At 73.3% G+C, this 16651-nt stretch carries 11 protein-coding genes; 4 read left to right on the top strand and 7 right to left on the bottom strand.

All coding sequences use genetic code 11. The annotated features are described in order from the left end of the window. Positions 1 to 28 precede the first annotated feature (28 nt). Positions 29 to 718 carry a response regulator transcription factor gene (locus AB0G15_RS30760; protein WP_362846477.1) on the bottom strand — a complete coding sequence of 230 codons (690 nt, stop codon included), beginning with the start codon at positions 716 to 718 and terminating at the stop codon, positions 29 to 31. 99 nt (positions 719 to 817) lie between these two features. Continuing rightward, positions 818 to 1927, bottom strand: coding sequence for a sensor histidine kinase (locus tag AB0G15_RS30755; RefSeq protein WP_362846475.1), 1110 nt, complete (start codon positions 1925 to 1927; stop codon positions 818 to 820). Positions 1928 to 2038: 111 nt separating this feature from the next. Between AB0G15_RS30755 and AB0G15_RS30750 the strand changes: the two genes are divergently transcribed. After that, the gene (locus AB0G15_RS30750; protein ID WP_362846473.1) at positions 2039 to 3100 is read left to right on the top strand and encodes a DUF418 domain-containing protein; all 1062 of its coding nucleotides are present in this window, start codon (positions 2039 to 2041) and stop codon (positions 3098 to 3100) included. 148 nt (positions 3101 to 3248) lie between these two features. Here the strand turns inward: AB0G15_RS30750 and AB0G15_RS30745 are convergent, their stop codons facing one another. The 3 genes from AB0G15_RS30745 to AB0G15_RS30735 form a co-directional block, all read right to left on the bottom strand. Then, positions 3249 to 4352, bottom strand: coding sequence for an ice-binding family protein (locus tag AB0G15_RS30745; protein WP_362846471.1), 1104 nt, complete (start codon positions 4350 to 4352; stop codon positions 3249 to 3251). Positions 4353 to 4828: 476 nt separating this feature from the next. Next, on the bottom strand, positions 4829 to 8947 hold the full coding sequence (locus AB0G15_RS30740) for an SMC family ATPase (RefSeq protein ID WP_362846469.1): 4119 nt from the start codon (positions 8945 to 8947) through the stop codon (positions 4829 to 4831). After that, complete coding sequence (locus tag AB0G15_RS30735) at positions 8948 to 10075, bottom strand: exonuclease SbcCD subunit D (protein WP_362846467.1); 1128 nt, start codon at positions 10073 to 10075, stop codon at positions 8948 to 8950. Positions 10076 to 10246: 171 nt separating this feature from the next. Between AB0G15_RS30735 and AB0G15_RS30730 the strand changes: the two genes are divergently transcribed. Continuing rightward, positions 10247 to 11764, top strand: coding sequence for a prolyl oligopeptidase family serine peptidase (locus AB0G15_RS30730; RefSeq protein ID WP_362846465.1), 1518 nt, complete (start codon positions 10247 to 10249; stop codon positions 11762 to 11764). 127 nt (positions 11765 to 11891) lie between these two features. Here the strand turns inward: AB0G15_RS30730 and AB0G15_RS30725 are convergent, their stop codons facing one another. Further along, positions 11892 to 12830 (bottom strand): alpha/beta hydrolase, encoded by a 939-nt coding sequence (locus AB0G15_RS30725; RefSeq protein WP_362846463.1) that lies wholly within the window; start codon positions 12828 to 12830, stop codon positions 11892 to 11894. Between the two features lie 449 nt (positions 12831 to 13279). On the opposite strand from AB0G15_RS30725, the gene AB0G15_RS30720 reads away from it, so the two are divergent. Next, positions 13280 to 14740: an LCP family protein gene (locus AB0G15_RS30720; RefSeq protein WP_362846461.1), complete on the top strand. Its 1461-nt coding sequence runs from the start codon at positions 13280 to 13282 to the stop codon at positions 14738 to 14740. Between the two features lie 16 nt (positions 14741 to 14756). On the opposite strand, the gene AB0G15_RS30715 is transcribed toward AB0G15_RS30720, so the two are convergent. Next, the gene (locus AB0G15_RS30715) at positions 14757 to 15938 is read right to left on the bottom strand and encodes a hypothetical protein (protein WP_362846459.1); all 1182 of its coding nucleotides are present in this window, start codon (positions 15936 to 15938) and stop codon (positions 14757 to 14759) included. A 180-nt stretch (positions 15939 to 16118) separates the two neighbouring features. On the opposite strand from AB0G15_RS30715, the gene AB0G15_RS30710 reads away from it, so the two are divergent. Continuing rightward, the gene (locus AB0G15_RS30710) at positions 16119 to 16637 is read left to right on the top strand and encodes a DUF6879 family protein (protein ID WP_362846457.1); all 519 of its coding nucleotides are present in this window, start codon (positions 16119 to 16121) and stop codon (positions 16635 to 16637) included. Positions 16638 to 16651 lie beyond the last annotated feature (14 nt).

Here is a 16651-nt window from a genome sequence, read left to right as displayed (position 1 = left end):
CGATGATTGATGCTGTATGTCACTGATATCACCACATCCGATGCCTACCGGTTACCGGATCGTCCTCCGGAGGCGGCCAGCCCCGGCCTCGGCTCTCCCAGACCCAGGCCACGATCTCGACCCGGTTGCGTACGCCGAGCTTGGCCGTGATGCCCGACACATGCCCCTTGACCGTGCTCAGCGAGATGAACAGCTCGTCGGCGATCTCCTGGTTGGTGCGTCCCCTGCCGATCGCCTGGACGATCTCGGTCTCCCGCGCGGTCAGGGGCTGTGCCGGCACGCGGGTCCCTGTCCGGGTGCCGCGGTCGGCGAGGTGGCGCAGCAGCCGCAGCGTGATGGACGGTGAGATGAGCGCGTCTCCCGTGTACGCGGCCCGCACGGCCTCGACCAGCAGGCGGGGACCCGCGTCCTTCAGCACGAATCCGGCCGCGCCGCAGCGCAGCGCGCCGTAGACGTACTCGTCCAGGTCGAACGTGGTGACCATGACCACCCTGGGCGGGGCTCCGGCCAGCGCGCGGGCGACCTCGATCCCGTCGAGGCGGGGCATCTGGATGTCCACCAGGCACACGTCCGGGCGCGTCCGGTGGGCCTGCTCGATCGCCTCGACGCCGTCGCCCGCCTCGGCGACCACGGTGATGTCGGGCTGGTCTTCGAGAATGATCCGCAGGCTGGCCCGGACCATCGCCTGGTCGTCGGCCAGAAGCACCCGGATGGTCATCGGCGCCCCCTGACGGGCAGGGGCCGCGCCATCCGGCATCGGAGCTCCGTGACGGGCGCAGGGGGTCTCATCGGTGTTCTCCGGTAGGCACAGGCCGTCTCATCGGTGCTCGCCGGTGGGGACGGTGGCGCGGACGGACCAGCCGGAGCCGGGGCGAGGGCCGGCGGTCAGGGTGCCGCCGAGGGCTTCGAGGCGTTCGCGCATTCCGATGAGGCCGTACCCCGCGCGGCGGTAGCGGCGGGCGGGCGGCCGCGGGGCGTCGTCCTCGACCTCGACCGTGACGGCCCCCTCGTGCTGGGTGATGCCGACGGTGACCTCGCGGGCGTGCGGGGCGTGCCGGGAGACGTTGGTCAGCGCCTCCCGCACGACCCGGTACACGGTGCTGCTCACCTGGGGCGGCCAGCCGGACGGCTCGGCGTCCAGCCGCAGGTGCGCCCGGCGGCCGTGGCTCTCGAAGTCCTCGATCAGCTCGCCGAGCCGTTCGTGGCCTTCGGCGGCGGGAGCGGCGTCACGCAGGAGGCCGACCACGCGGCGGGTGGCGGCCAGGGCCTCCGAGCCCGCGGTCTCGATGCCGGCGAGGGAGCCGGCCGTCCTCTCCGGGTGCTTGGCGGTGACGAGCTGGGCGGCCTGGGCCTGGAGCACGATGCTGGTGATGTGATGTGCGACGACGTCGTGCAGCTCCCTGGCCAGATCGAGGCGCTCGGCACGTCGTATCCGCTCGGCGACGGTACGGCGGTGGGCGGCGAGCAGCCGGAGGCCGCCCCCCGCCGCCAGGGCGGTGAGCCAGAGCAGGCCGCTCACCACCGGCACGGCCGAGCCGGGGTTGGCGAGAAGGCCGCCCGCCACCACGGCCAGTCCCGCGCCGGCCACGGCGCAGGCCGTGCGGGCGGGCAGCGTCCTGACCGCGGAGCCGACGAGCACCGCCGCCCCCAGGGACGCGGCGGGGCTGGGTTCGGCGGGCAGGTGGACGAGGCGGGTGACGAGGACGGCGAGCGCGGCCACGGCCAGGCCGGCGACAGCGGTCCACAGCGGGTCGCGGCGGCGCGCCAGGGCGAGCGCGCACACCCAGGCGGCGACCGCCGCGCCGAACGGCCAGTACCCGGCGCCCCAGCTGCCGGCGACCTGGTACGCCTGGAAGGCCACGGCCACCGCGAACACGGCGCCGAGCCCGGCGCCGGCCGTCACCCTGAACCGATCGGGAACACCCACGGCCTCCAGGCTAGGGGAGGCGTCCCACCGGCCCGTACCGGCCGAAAGTACTGTTCCCTCCCTGCTTTCCGCCGATGTGGGAGCGGGCCGGAGTCCGCAGGATGAGGTCCCATGCCACATGAAACGCTTCCCCCGTCGCCGGAGGCCACCGCGCCGGGACACCCCGCGACGACCTTCTCCGGCCGGCCGCGTGTCGCCGCGCTCGACGTGCTGCGCGGGTTCGCCCTGTGCGGGATCCTGCTGGCCAACGTCAAGCCGATCGCCCACATGATCTACGCCACCGAGGTCACGAGGTCCGTGGTGGTGGAGAGCCGGGACGAGACCTGGCTGGGGTTGGGGCTCTTCGTCGACCAGCGTTTCTTCCCGATCTTCTCCCTGCTGTTCGGCGTCGGTTTCTCGCTGCTGCTGGAGTCCGCGGGACGCCACGCCCCGCGCCCGCGGGTGCTCCTGGCGCGTCGGCTCCTGGTCCTGCTCGCCGTGGGCCTGGCTCACATGCTCCTGCTGTGGCGGGGCGACATCCTGACCGTCTACGCCGTCGTCGGCCTGGTGGTGCTGCTGCCCTCGACCTGGTTGCCGCGCCGGGCCGTCGCGGGGCTCGCCGCCGTCCTCGTCGCGACGCCGCTGGTCCTCGACAGCAACGGTGTGCCGCTGGTGCCCGGGCTGTTCCTGCTGGGTTCGGCACTCACCCGGTACGGGGTGATCGACCGGATGGAGCGTTCCGTCCGGGTTCCGGCCGCGCTGGGCCTGCTCTTCGCGGCGGGGGCGGTGCCCGCCGTGTGGCTGCAGGTCGGAACGCGGGCGGGCGACCCGTACTTCAACTCCTGGTTCGGCCTCGCCGGGTTGCTGATGGCGGGCGTCTACGTGTGCGCCCTGTTGCTCCTGCTCAGAACGCCGCTCCGTCCGGCGCTGCAGAGGGTTTTCGTGCCGCTGGGCCGGATGGCGCTGACCAACTACCTGTCCGCCACGGTCCTCGTCCTGGTGGCCGCCCGCCTCGTCGGCGGCCCGCCGGACGGCTGGTCCGAGGCGACGGTGCTCCTGATCGCCGGGGCCGTTCTCGTCCCCCAGTGGCTGGTGTCCTCGCTCTGGCTGCGCCGCTACCGCCAGGGCCCGCTGGAATGGCTCTGGCGCTGGGCCACCTGGGCCCGCCGCCCACCTCTGCGCCGTACCCCCTGACCGCCGGGTTCACATCCGCAGAACGGGTTCACATCCGGAGAACGCGGGCTCGGCGGCCGGACGGCTCGCCGAGCCCGCGTGCGTCGGACGCGTTCGGTGTTCCGGGACAGCCGGGCCGGGGGGCCGGACACGGCGAGGTGGCCGAGGCTCAGGTGACCGAGTGGGTGATGGTGGCGGTGTAGGTGCCGACGCGGACGCCGACGGGCAGGGTCACGGTGATCGTCGGGTTCCAGGTGGCGGAGTTCTCGCCCGTGCCCTCGGAGGCGGAGAAGGCGGTGCGCGCGGAGCCGAGGCCGCCTGAGGTGCCGGGGGTGAACTCCGCGACCCCGGTCGTGGCCGTGGCCGCGCCGGGCGCGTAGTCGATGAGGCTTTTCGCGATGGTCTCGGAAGGGGTGGCGCCACCGGTGGTGAAGGTCGTCGAGCTGACGGTCGCGGTCCAGGCGGCGTCGGAGGCGTAGCGGGTGTCGGTCACGGTGACCGCGCCGAGCGGGGCCGAAACCTCGGCGCCCGGTTTCGCGGAACCCAGGTTCGCGTTCTGGGGCGCGCTGATGGACAGGGTGCCGGCGGGGCGGGTGATGATGTCGCTGTCGAGGGTGACGGTGCCGTCGCGGGCCAGGAAGCGCCCGTCGACGACCATGCCGGCGCCGGCGGTGATCGAGGCCAGCGCGAGGATGGTGCCGGAAAGGGTGGAGGCGGCTCCCAGCGTGGCCGAGGTGCCGACCTGCCAGAAGACGTTGCGCGCCTGGGCGCCGCCGGTGAGGGTCACCGTGCTGGCGCCCGCGGTCAGCAGGGTGGAGGCGGCCTGGAAGATGAAGATCGCGTCCGGGTCCCCCTGGGCGTCCAGGGTGAGGTCGCCGGTGTTGCTGAAGGTGCCCGAGAGCGAGCTGTAGACCCCCGGCGTCAGCGTGGTGGCGCCGAGGTCGGTGGGCACGGTGGCGGTGGGAGTGCGGGAGGCGACGTCGCTGTAGGCGAGAGCGAAGTCACTCTGAGCCTGGACGGCGGCGGCGTCGTTCACGTGGATCGTCCCTGTCACGTCCCCGGGCGGAAAACCGGACACCGTCATGCCCGGGGTCACCCCGAGGTCACCGGTGATGATGCTGGCGCCGGTGTTGACCACGGAGTCGCCGGCCAGGACGGCGAAACTCCCGGCCGCGCCGAGAGCCACCGGCGGATCCGCCGCACCCGCGCCGGACCGCCCGGCCGGGAGCACGATCAGGAGAACGGCCAGGAGGCAGGCCAGGAGCACGCTCACGGCGGGAGACGACGCCGGGCCCGCCGCCGTGGGCCCTGCCGGCCGGTATCTTCCGGCGTGGCGCGGCCCGGCCCAGATGAGGCTCCTCATACGTCCCTCTCCTCTACCTCCGAGGTCACGGCGGCTCAAAACGCCGACTCGTGAGAGCCGTCCGGCGAACCGTGCCGCCGCGGATCGGCGCGGATCGGCCATGCCCCGCCGCGCTGCCACGACCGGGCGGGCGTGCCGTTGACGGTCGTCACCGGATCGGGGATCCAGGCCGAAGGCCGAGACGGCACAGGGGCGCGACCGGGTGCGTACCGGCCGCCCTCTCCCCTGTCACGCGCGGCGTCTCTGCCCGTCGCGGCCCGCGCCCCGTCCGAAGACCGTCTCGCAGTCACGCGCCGCCCGAATGACGATCTCGCTGTAGCCGAGAATAGAGGGTCCTCGCGGTAATGGCCGTGAAACCACCGGCGTGTCGCTGACCTGCGAACAGGTCATTGACGGACGGTCGAACCCCGGCGCTCCTTGCGGATGTGCAACTGCGCCGGCACCCGGGTGCGCAGCTCGGCGACGTGGCTGACGATGCCGACCGCCCGGCCGCCGTCGCGCAGGCCGTCGAGGATGTCGAGCACCCCGTCGAGGGTGTCCTCGTCCAGGGTGCCGAAGCCCTCGTCGACGAAGAGCGTGCCGATGTCCGCTCCCCCGGCCTCGGCCGTGACCACGTCGGCCAGGCCGAGGGCGAGGGCGAGCGAGGTGATGAAGCTCTCGCCGCCGGAGAGGGTCGCCGGGTCACGGCCCACGCCGGTCCAGCTGTCCAGGATGTGCAGGCCGAGGCCGCCGCCGGACCTGCTCCGGTCTCCGGCGGAGCGGTCGCGGTTGTGCTCCAGGAGATAGCGTCCGCCCGACATGTGGTCGAGCCGCTCGTTGGCCGACTCGACCACCTGGCCGAGGCGCTCGCCGAGCACGTAGGACGACAGCCGCATCTTCCACCGGTTGTCGGTGGAGTTGCCGCCGGTCAGGGTGGCGAGCCGTTCGGTCAGCCGGTGCCGTTCGTCGGCGGGCTCCCAGCGTCGCAGGCAGGCGGCCAGCTCGGTGCGGAGCGCGGCCAGCCGGGCCAGGCGGGCCTCGCCCCGGTCCCGCTCGGACAGCAGGCGGGCGTGGGCGGCGTCGGCCGCGTCCCGAGCCTCGCGCAGCCCCGCGAGGTCGGGTTCCGGCTCGGCCGCGGCGGCGACCAGCTCGGGGTCGGCGAGCAGCGCGGCGACCGCGGCGCCCTCCTGAGCGAGCTCGCGGAGCCGGGCGGCCTTCTCCTCCCGTTCGGCGGGGGAGCGGACGGCGGCGCGGGCGTCGTCGAGCCCGAGGAATCCCGCCTCGACGACGGCGCCCAGCGCCCGGTCGCGGGCCGTCACGAACTCGGCGGCGGTGACCCGCTCGTCCCTGACCGCCTCGACGGCCTCCCGCAGCAACTCCGCCTCGTCGGCCAGCCGGTCCAGCCTGGCGGCCAGTGTCGGGTCCTGGCCGCGTGCCTCGTCGAGGCGCGCGGCCAGCCGCTCGGCGTCGGCACCGAGCCTTTCGGCGTTCGTACGGCGGGAGGCGAGCCCGACGGCGAGCTCGCGCGAGCGCTGCCCGAGCCGCTCGGACTCGGCGGCGATCCGTCCGGCCTCGGCCGCCAGCACCGGCTCGGCCCCCGCCGACTCGCGGAGCGCGGCCAGTGCCCGCTCCGCCTCGGTGAGCTCGCCCGCGGCGTCCCGTACGGCCAGGTCGGTCCGGTCTCGCGCCTCGCGGTGGGCCGCGGCGGCCTCGATGGCGCGGGTCGCGGCGGCGAGCGCGGCGGACAGGAGCGCGACCTCCCGTGCCAGGCGCTCGCGGCGGGCCCGCACCGAGGGGTCGGCGCCCCGGGCGCCGTCCAGGCGGGCGGTGAGGCGCTCGCGCTCGGCCTGCCAGCCCGTACGGCGGGCGTGACCCTCGGCGAGCCGCCGGGCGATCTCCGCCGCCCGGGTCCTCGCGCCGTCCAGCTCGGCGGCGATCCGCTCCACCTCGGCGGCGAGGGCCTCCTCGGAACTCGCGGCGGAGGTCAGCGCCTCCAGCTTCCTGCCCGTCTCGGCGAGGATCTCCCCCGCCTCCTCGCCGGTCGTCTCTCCCGCGACGGCGAGCGCCTCGTCGAGGCGGGAGACCAGCGTCGTGACGGTGTTCCCCGCGGCCTGGCGCCGTTCCATGGCCGCCTCGTAGGCGCCCTGGGCGGCGCGCTCGTCGTCGGCGGTGGGCGCCTGGTCGGCCGGGGCGGCGGGGGCGGGGTGGTCGGGTGAGCCGCAGACCGCGCAGGGGTGGCCGGGGGTGAGCTTGGCGGCGAGTTCCGCGGCCATGCCGTCGATCCTGGCCTGCCGGATGTCCAGGTGCCGGTCGCGGAGCGTCTGGGCGAGGTCGGTGGCCTCGGTCTGCGCGGCGCGCGCGGACTCCAGCTCGACGCGGAGTATCTCGCGGCGCCGTGCCGCGGCGAGCACCGCGGCGGCGGTGTCCGCGCTCGCCCGCGCCGCCGGGATCCCCGCCGCGGCGGCCCTGGCCTCACCGAGCCGGGCGGACGCCTCCGCCGACGCGGCGGGCAGCCCCCGCAGGGTCTCGCGGACCTCGGCCTCCCGCCGGACCACCTCCGGGAGCTCGGCGTCGAGCGCGGCGATCAGCCCGTCGAGCTCGGCCAGCCGGGCCTCCTCGACCCGCAGCCCCTCCAGCCCGGCCAGCTCCCGCCCGCGCTCCCTCTCCCGGGCGGTGAGAGTCTCGCGGATCTCCCCGGGGTCGGGGGTCTCGTCGGGGTCGGGGGTCTCGCGCGCCTCCGGAGGTAGGGCGGCCAGCCTGGCGGCGAGGTCGGCGCGGGCGGCGGACAGGTCGGCGGCGAGGCGGTCGCGGTGCTCGGCCGCCCGGAGACGGGTGACGGCGCCCTCCACCGCCGACTCGGCGGCGGGGAGGCGGGCCGCGTCCAGGCGGGCGGCGGTGAGACGTCCGTCCAGCTCCCGGCGGAGACCGGGGAGGGCCTCCAGGCGGGCGTCGGCCTCTGCCTGAGCGGCGGTCAGCTCGACGATCTCGCGAGCGGTCCTCTCCCGCTCCCGGACGATTCCCGCCAGGCGTGACTCCTCCGCGCGCAGCTCGCCCAGGCGGGTGATCTCACTCTGGCGGTCGCGCTCCAGCGCGGCCAGGTGGCCGAGCACGGCATGACGGCGGTCCGCACCGACATCCGTGGGGTCACGGACATCGTCATGGGCGCCGGCACCCGCAGGGTCACGGACGTCGTCATAAGCGTTTTCACCCGCATGGTCACGGACATCCCCATGGGCGCCGGCACCCATGTGGTCACGGGCGTCGTCGCCGTGGGCCGCGCCTGCCGTACCGGCGCCGTCGCGGGCGGTGCCGGTGTGGCCGCGGACGGCGTCCCACCGGCCGAGGGGGGCACCGAGGAGGGGGAGGGCGCGGGCGACGGCGTCGGCGGCCAGCTGGTGGGCCTTGGACGCGGCCTCGGCGCGCTGCTCGGCGCCCTGGATCAGCGGCAGCACCCGGTCGGCGGCCGCCGCCTCCTCCAGGATGGTCTCCAGGTCGGCCCGCTCCTCGGCCGTCTCCTCCAGCGCCCGGCTCCTGGTCAGCGCCTCGGCGTGACGCCGTCGCCGGTCGGCCAGCGCCGCGCCGCGTTCCAGGCTCTCGCGCGCCCGCCGTACGGCGGCCTCGCCCTCGGCTCCCTGCCCGTCCAGCCGAGCGGCCTCCAGGCGCGCGAGGTTCTCAAGCGCCTGGGCCCACCCCAGCGGGTCGTCCTCCACGGACCGCGCGGACTCCACGGACTCCGTGGGCTCCGTGGGCTCAACGGACTCCGTGGGCTCCACGATCCTCACGGACTCTCCCGGCTCCGTGGCCTCCGTGGAGACCCGCGGCTCGGGGAGGCCGGCTAGCGCGGTCAGGAGGGCCGGGCCCGCGGCCTCCTCCAGGCGCTTGACGGCGAAGTCGACCTCCTTGCGCAGGGTCTGCTGCTCGCGGTACGCCTCGGTGCGCTGCTCGGCGAGCCAGGACTCGGCGGTGGCGTAGATCTTCACCGAGAACAGGCGCTCCAGGACCCTGCGGCGGTCCTCGCCGTCGGCGCGCAGGAACTTGGCGAAGTCCCCCTGGGGCAGCATCGCGACCTGGAGGAACTGCTCGGCGTTCATGCCGAGCAGGGTGCCGACGAACTCCCCCGCCTCGTCGACCCTGGTCGTCAGCCCCACCCACTCCCCGGAGGGCGCGAGCTCCTGGAGCAGGGCCTTCTCGTTCTCCCTGGTCGTGCCGGTGCCCCTGAGCTTGGGGCGCTGCCAGGCCGGCGATCGGGTGATCTTCAGCCTGCGGCCCCTGACCGTGACCTCCAGTGCCACGCTGGGCCCCCGGCCCGGGGGCGCGTGGTCGCAGCGCAGGCTCTTGGCGCTGTCGCGCCTGCCGGGCACCCTGCCGTACAGGGCGTAGCAGAGCGCGTCGAGCACGGTGGTCTTGCCCGCGCCGGTGGGGCCGTGGATCAGGAACAGCCCCGCCTCGGCGAGGGCGTCGAAGTCGACCTGCTCCTCACCGGGGAAGGAGCCGAAAGCGGTGATCCACAGACGGTGCGGGCGCATCTACGCCTTCGCCTCCTTCATGCGGGAGAACTCCACGGCCTCCCGCAGCAGCCGGGTCTCGGCGGGGTCGGCGGCCTCGCCGCGCACCTCGCGGACGAAGTCGAGGGCGACGTCGATCTCGGGGCGCCCGGCCGCCCTGGCGCGGGTCACGGTCTCGTGGACCCCGCCCTCGGGTTCGAAGGACAGGGCGAGCGTGTGCGGGAAGCGGGACCGGAGCCGCTCCATCGCGCCCTTGGGGCGGATCCGGTCGACGAGCGTCACCTGGAGCCAGTGGTCCTCGTGACGGGCGTGCTCGGGCGCGGCCAGCAGCTCGTCGATGCGGCCGGTGAGGCGGCTGACCGGCCGGGGCACCGGGGCCTCGACGAACTCGGCGCCCTCGTAGCCGCCGGGGCCGATGTCGACCACCCAGGAACCCTTCGTCTGACCGCTCTCGGAGAAGGAGTAGGCGATCGGGGAGCCGGAGTAGCGGGCGGTCTCGCTCATCCGCTGGCGGCCGTGCAGGTGGCCGAGCGCCACGTAGTCGACGCCGTCGAAGGCGCGCACCGGGACGTGCGCGACGCCTCCAACGCTGATGTCGCGCTCGCTGTCGCTGCCCTGCCCCCCGGTCACGAACGCGTGGGCGAGGACCACCGACCGGGGTCCGCGCCGCCCGAGGTCGGCGCGGACCAGGGACATCGCGTGCTCGATCGCGGCGGTGTGGGTGCGCTCGGACAGCTCCCAGGGGACGCGTACCAGCTCGGGTTCCAGGTAGGGGATGCCGTAGAAGGCGACGTCGCCGACGACGACCGGCTCGCCGACCCGCTCCGGGTCGGTGCGCAGGTGGACGCCCGCCGCGTCGATGAGGTCGGCGCCGAAGCCGAGGCGGCGGGCCGAGTCGTGGTTGCCGCTGATCAGCACGGTGCGCACCCGGGCGTCGACGAGCCGGCGCAGCGCCTGGTTGCACAGGTCGACCGCGTCGACCGAGGGCAGCGCCCGGTCGTAGACGTCACCGGAGACCACGACCACGTCGATCCGCTCCGACCTGACCGTCTCGATCAGGTGGTCGACGAAGACGCCCTGGGCGGCCAGGAGACTCTCCCGGTGGAACGAGCGGCCCAGGTGCCAGTCCGATGTGTGCAACACCCGCATGTCGCACGAAGCTAACAGGACTCAGCGACAAATGTGGCCACTCGCGTCACGCGAATCCCCGCTCTGGTGGGGGCTTCCGGTGGTGAGTACGCTTGAAGATCGGATGGAACGATACCGGAACCTTGAAGATCGGATGGAACGATACCGGAACAACGACGATCACGGAGGCGAGTGACCATCGGGGATCGCGTCGGTGTCCAGGTGGGCCGCGGTGTCCTGAGCGTCGCCTCCGGCCTGATCCTGGTGGTTCTCGCGACGGTGGGCTACACCCTGCCGCCGCCGTTCGACCCGACCCCTCTGCACGTCGATCCGGTCTTCCAGACCCTCCCTCCCCAGCCGCCGTCCGAGCTCCGGTACGTCCCCTCGAACAGGCAGATCACCACGCAGGACGTCACCGTCACGGCCGAGGACGGCACGTTGCTGGGAGCGACCATCCGCGCGCCGATGACCCCGGGACGGCACCCGGCGCTGGTCTTCGTGCAGGGGGCGGGCCCCGGGGTGAGGGGTGAGTTCACCACCCAGGCCGAGTGGCTGGCCAAGGCCGGGATCGTCACCCTCGTCTACGACAAGCGGACCGTGGGCTACGACTTCATGAAGCGCGACTTCGGCCTCCTCGCCCGCGACGCCCTGCGCGTCCTGAAGGAGCTGCGCTCGCGCGAGGACGTCGACCCGGCCAGGGTGGGACTGTGGGGGGTGAGCGAGGGGAGCTGGGTGGTGCCCCTCGCCGCCAACGAGAGCGGCGCCGTCGGGTTCACCGTGCTGGTGTCGGCCCCCAACGTCTCCCCCATGCGGCAGGTGACGTGGGCGCTGGGCGAGCAGCTCCAGCGGCTGTACGCGCCCAGCGGGGTGCGCGAGCTGCTCATCCGCGCGATCGGCGCCGTGGACGCGGACTTCCTGCGCTACGACGGCCTGCCCGCGCTGCGCGAGCTGCGGCAGCCGGTCCTGGCCCTGTACGGCACGCGCGATCCCTCGATCCCGTTCGTGGAGAGCAGCAAGGCGCTGACCGGCGCGCTCGCCGAGGGCGGCAACGACGCCTACACGATCCGCTACCTCGACCGCGCCGACCACGGCATGCGCTTCCACGGCGGCCCCCTCGTCCCCGACTACCTGCGGACGCTGGCCAACTGGGTGCTGGGCCTGCCGGGCACGGCCACGCCGCCGGTGCACATCGCCGGCGCCACGCCGGTCCAGCGCCTGGAGGCGAGCGACGTTCCGGCCGCTCCCTGGTACGCCGGGGGTACGGTGATCGGCCTGACGCTCTGCCTGGCCGTGGTCGGTTACGTGGTCGGGCCGGTGGCGGAGATGGCCGCGCGGCTGCGCGGCCGGGCGGCGATCGCGGAGGCCGGCGTCCTGATCTGGCCGCCGATCCGGCGGCGGTTCCGCCGGATGGCGTGGACCGGGGTCGGGCTGCTCTTCTCGGTGGTGGCGTTCATCACGCTGCTCGTGCTGTTCTCGGTCAACCAGGCCGGGGCGTGGCCCGCGGTGCTCGCCGGGTGGCTGGTCATCAGGATCCTGGCGCTGCTGATGCTGCTGCAGGAGGTCACGGGCGTGGCGGCCGTCGTGTCGGGCCTGCGGGAGGGCTGGGAGCCCTCCCGGCCGCAGAGCTTCGCGGTGGCCGGGGTGCTGGGCAGCACCGGCCTGCTGCTGGTGGCCGCGGCCTACTACGGCCTGTTCTCGTTTCCCTGGTAGGGCTTCACCGGCGGGGTTTTCCACCGGTGGGGCCGCGGCGTCCCCTGCCCCCTCCTCCCCCCGCGTCTCCCGGCGGGCCGCGACGCGGGCCACGACGGCCGAAGGCGGCGTCACGTCCCCGTGACCGTCAGGGGCGGCCGTCGAGCCAGCGGTCCATCTCGGCGAAGACGCGCTTGCGGACCGGCTCGGGTGACAGCACCAGGTCGTGCATGCCACCCGGTACGCGGACGCACGTCACGTGCGAGCCGATGCTGGTCGACCAGCGGGCGATCCGCCGGGGGTCGAGCACGACGTCCGCCTCCTGCGCCTCCGGCGCGAAGGCGCGCAGCCGCAGGCCCTTCTCCGCGCAGAGCACCAGCACCGGCACGTCCACCCGGAGGCCGTCGTGCAGCCTGCGCTGCGCCCGGCGGACCGCCCCGATCCAGGCCGCGTGCACCGGGAACCCGCCGACGGGCTTCCACTCCAGGTCGAAGTCCCACTCGCCGTGGTGGCTGCGGTGCAGGCTCGTGCCGTACGCGGTGGCGGTCACCATGGGCAGGACCGCGCGGGTGGGCAACCTGGACAGCTGCACCCGCAGCAGGTCCGCGGCGACCCGCACGGGGGCCGGGACGTTGAGGTCGAGGAAGGGGCTGTTGAGCACCAGCGCCTGGACCAGTCCCCGGCCGCGGACCCGGTCGGCCCACAGCGGGGCGATCAGGCCCCCGGTGGAGTGGGCGTTGAGGACGACGTGATCGTGCCCGTCGCGCTCGCGGATGATCCGTACCGCCTCGTCGACCTCCGGGAAGTATTCGGTGAGGCTGCGCACGAACCCGCGGGTCTGGTGCGGCAGCAGCGAGCGGCCGTACTTGCGCAGGTCGAGCCCGTAGAAGTCGAAGCCCCTGGCGACGAAGTGGTCGGCCAGGTGGGTTTGGAAGAAGTAGTCGGTGAAGCCGTGCAGGTAGAGCACGGCCCCGCGGGCGGGCTCGGCGGCACGCCGCCGCACCAGCGAGGCCACCACCGCACCCTCGTCGTCGTCGACCATCGGCAGGACCGTGAGCTCGTAGTCGGGACCGAGAACGTCGGGCATGACGGTCAGGGTAGTTCGTACTGATTGTCCGACTACAGGCGGACCTCCCGGGAAGGCCGGAGCACCTCCCGAGGAAGATCACGGAGAGCCCTCCAGGAAGCGGAGGGCCTCGCGGGAAAGCGACGGGGACCCCGTACGGGACCTCCGGGGGAAAGGCGACGGCAGGTCCCGCACGGGACATCACGAGGGCGTTCCTCCGGAAAAGCCGCGACATCCGCGACATCCGCGACATCCGCGACGGCGTCGAGCCGGCACGGCCGGCCGAGGATCACCGCGGTGACGCCGCGATTCGATCTCACCGAAAACCATGATCGATTCTTATTGCTGTAGAAATGACGCTATATAGGAGCATTAGCTTCCCGAGTTGTTCACCGACTTGTCGCTCGCGACCTGGTTTCGCCCGCCTACCATCTCCCTGCGGCGGTCAAGCGCGAGGAAACGGGGAGCAATTGCGGGAGAGATCAAAGCCGCCCGGCGTCGGTGCGGTCATCGGCTGGACGGCGCTGGCCGCCATCGCCCCGGGCGCCGCGCACCTGCGCGCCGGATGGCGCAGGACGGGACTCGCGCTCCTGTGCACGTACACGGCGCTGCTGCTGGCCCTGCTCTGGGTCGGGCTCACCTCCGACCTCGCCTCCCTCGCCGGGCAGCTGGTCGCCTCCTCCGAGCTGACCGGCGTCACGGTGGCCGCCTCCCTCGTGCTCGGCGTCGCCTGGTTCGCGCTGATCGTGCACTCGTTCGTGGTGATGAACCCCGGCACGCTGCCCGGCGCGGGACAGGCGCTCGCCGGAGGAGTGGCGGGAACGCTCGCGGTGGCCGTACTTCTGCCGTTCGGCCTGGTCGGGCAGTACGCGGCGGTCTCGCAGTCGGCACTGAACGACGTCTTCAGCGCCCCGTCCACCCCGCGCCCCGCGAACGGCGGGGGCGGGGGCGGCGAGGAGGACCCGTGGGCGGGCCGCGACCGGGTGAACATCCTGCTGCTCGGCGGCGACGCCGACACCCACCGGGTGGGCGTGCGGACCGACAGCATCAACGTGGCCAGCGTGGACGTCAAGACCGGCAACACCGTGCTGCTCAGCCTGCCGCGCAACCTGGAGAACGTCCGCTTCGTCCCCGGCTCCCCCATGGCCAAGCGCTTCCCCGAGGGCTTCCGGCTCCCGGCCAACCCCGACGGCTCGCGCGAGGACCTGCTCTTCGCGGTCTGGGAGTACGCCGACTCCCACCCGGAGATCTTCGGGGGCCGCAAGGGCCAGGGCACCAAGACGCTCATCGACACGGTCGGCTACACGCTGGGCCTGAAGATCGACTGGTACGCCCTGGTCAACATGTGGGGCTTCGCCCGGCTGATCGACGCGATCGGCGGCGTGACGCTGACGGTTCCCCAGGACGTGGTCTTCGGCAAGTACGACGAGGGCCTGGTCAAGGCCGGAACCCGCAAGCTGCGCGGCGCCGACGCGATGTGGTTCGCCCGCTCGCGCACCAACAGCGACGACTACACCCGGATGGGACGCCAGCGCTGCGTGCTGGGCGCCCTGCTCTCCCAGTCGGACCCGGCGACCGTGCTGTCCCGGTTCAACCAGGTCGCGCTGGCCACCAAGGAACTGCTGCGGACCGACATCCCGCGCCCGATGCTGGAGCACCTGGTCCCGCTGGCGCTGAAGGTGAAGAACGCGAAGGTGACCAGCGTCCAGTTCGTCCCGCCGCTGATCAACACCGGCTACCCCGACTGGAGCAAGATCCGCACGGTCACCGCCAAGGCCCTGCGCGCCTCGGCCGTCACCCGGCGCCCCCTCACCGCCACCGCGGCCCCCAGCGCCACTCCCAAGGCCACCCCGAAGGCCACCCCCAGAGCCACCGCCGGTTCCCGGACGCCGGACCCCGGCGCTCCCAAGGGCATAACGGACGGCTGCTGACCTCCACGGCGCCGCCTCACCGGACGGTGCCACGCCGTCTTCCCGCCCACGGCACGCGCCCCCTGTGCCGTCGCCACCAGGTCCGGCCCCACAGGACCTGGAAGGTGACGATGACCAGGATCACCACCACGGCATCGGCCGTCGCGACCGGATCGGCCGGAGCCGCGAGCGTGCCGAGGGCGCCGGCGAGCAGCCCCACGGTGACGGGCAGGGTCACGGTGACGGCCACGCCGAGACACAGGACCGTTCCCACGACGAGCAGGACGGTGTAGGCCCGCACCCCGCGCGCCTCCGCGCGAGGCAGGTGGCGCAGGGGGTCGGCCGACGCGCGCAGCAGGACCCGCCGGGCGAGGTGCCGCGCGTAGGCGGCCGCGTCGCCGTACAGGTCGCGGCAGCGGGTCAGGTCCTGCAGGACGAAGTAGAGATCGGTCCGCATGAACGCCAGGAACTGCATGGCCAGCATGGTGATCGTGGTCAGCACGACGACCGAGAGGAACGGGCGGGCGCCCGCGAGGGCGATCGTGAGGAGGCCCGCCGCGCAGATCGTCGCGTCCAGCGCCATCCCCGCCAGGTAAACGGTCATGCGCACCCGCCGCCCGGCCAGCCAGACGCCCGACACGTCCGTCTGCGCGGCGAGGAACTGCAGGCGGGTACCGAGTTTGACACGTCCCGGGAACCCCGCGGCGCGCGCCGTGAACAGGTGGGCCAGCTCGTGCAGGAAGATCAACGACCAGCCCGTCGCGATCTGGCCGAGGAGGACGGGCATGCCCCGTTCGCTCCAGAGCAGTTCCCGCCAGCCCGGTATCACCTCGGGCCGCAGCAGGGCCGCGACCACTCCGGCGATCACCACACAGGCCATGGCGACGTGCAACGACGGGCTCAGCGCCCAGCTCACATGCCGGGAGCGCAGCCGGGGGAAGGTGGACGGCGCCGGTTCGGCCGAGGGAACGGGACGGCCGTCGAGGGAGGCCACCAGCCCCATGTCCAGCAGGGCCCGGACGAACCCGCGCACGTCCGGCCCGGCTCCGAGCCGGAGCTCGATCTCCCGCACCGTCGCGCCTTCCCGCAGGAGGCGGATCACCCGCATCCCCTCGTCCGGCACGGCCGCGAAGTCACCGGTGTCCACCCGGCCGACGATCCACTCCTCCCCGTCACGACGTGACCCGAGATCGTGCAGCCGGACCCGGGTGGCGGCCATGATCGGCGTCTCCGTTTCCCGTGCCGAAGTCAACGGTCACCATCCCTCATGAGGAAAGAACACGCGGACGACCGGACATATGACCGGCCCGGCTCCTCCTTGATCACCAGTCTTGCGGAACGTGGGCGGCGGTGGTCGAATGAACATTCCAACGGTCTCACAGCGAAGCGAGCCAATTCCATGATGAACCTCGAAGAATTCCGGCAGCTCTTCTTGGCCTTCGAAAAGACCGCATGCCGTATCGAGGCCAGGGAAAGTTATCACTCGGCGGAGGAGGCCGAGCCGCTACGCAGATTCCTGGCCGGCGAACCGGACGACTTCGCGTGGCTCGGCGTGTGGCTGGAACGGGTACGCACCCTGACCGCGCGGGGAAAACGCCTTGAGAGGGTGCGCGTCGTCTCGACGCCGCTCTCGGACTACAGCCGCTTCGGCCTGAACGTCTCCCGCGCGACCGTCGAAGCGGGAGAGAACATCCACTATCTCCACAGGGACACCATGCGGGACCTCGGGATACCGCAGAAAGAATTCTGGATTTTCGACGCGGAAACGGTCGCCTCACTCCACCACGGTGAACGCGGTGAGTTTCTCGGAGCCGAACTCGTGACCGATTCCGAGGCGGTCGCCGAATACCAGGAGTGGTGGACCGCGGCATGGAGGCACTCCCAGCCGCGCGATGTGTTCCTCCGGTCTCTGGCGTAGGCGGGCGGCGGGCC

It is taken from the genome of Streptosporangium sp. NPDC023825 (assembly GCF_040639575.1).
Classification (GTDB): domain Bacteria; phylum Actinomycetota; class Actinomycetes; order Streptosporangiales; family Streptosporangiaceae; genus Streptosporangium.
The sequence above is the reverse complement of the archived record's forward strand: the minus strand, read 5'-3'. Positions and strand labels throughout refer to the sequence as shown.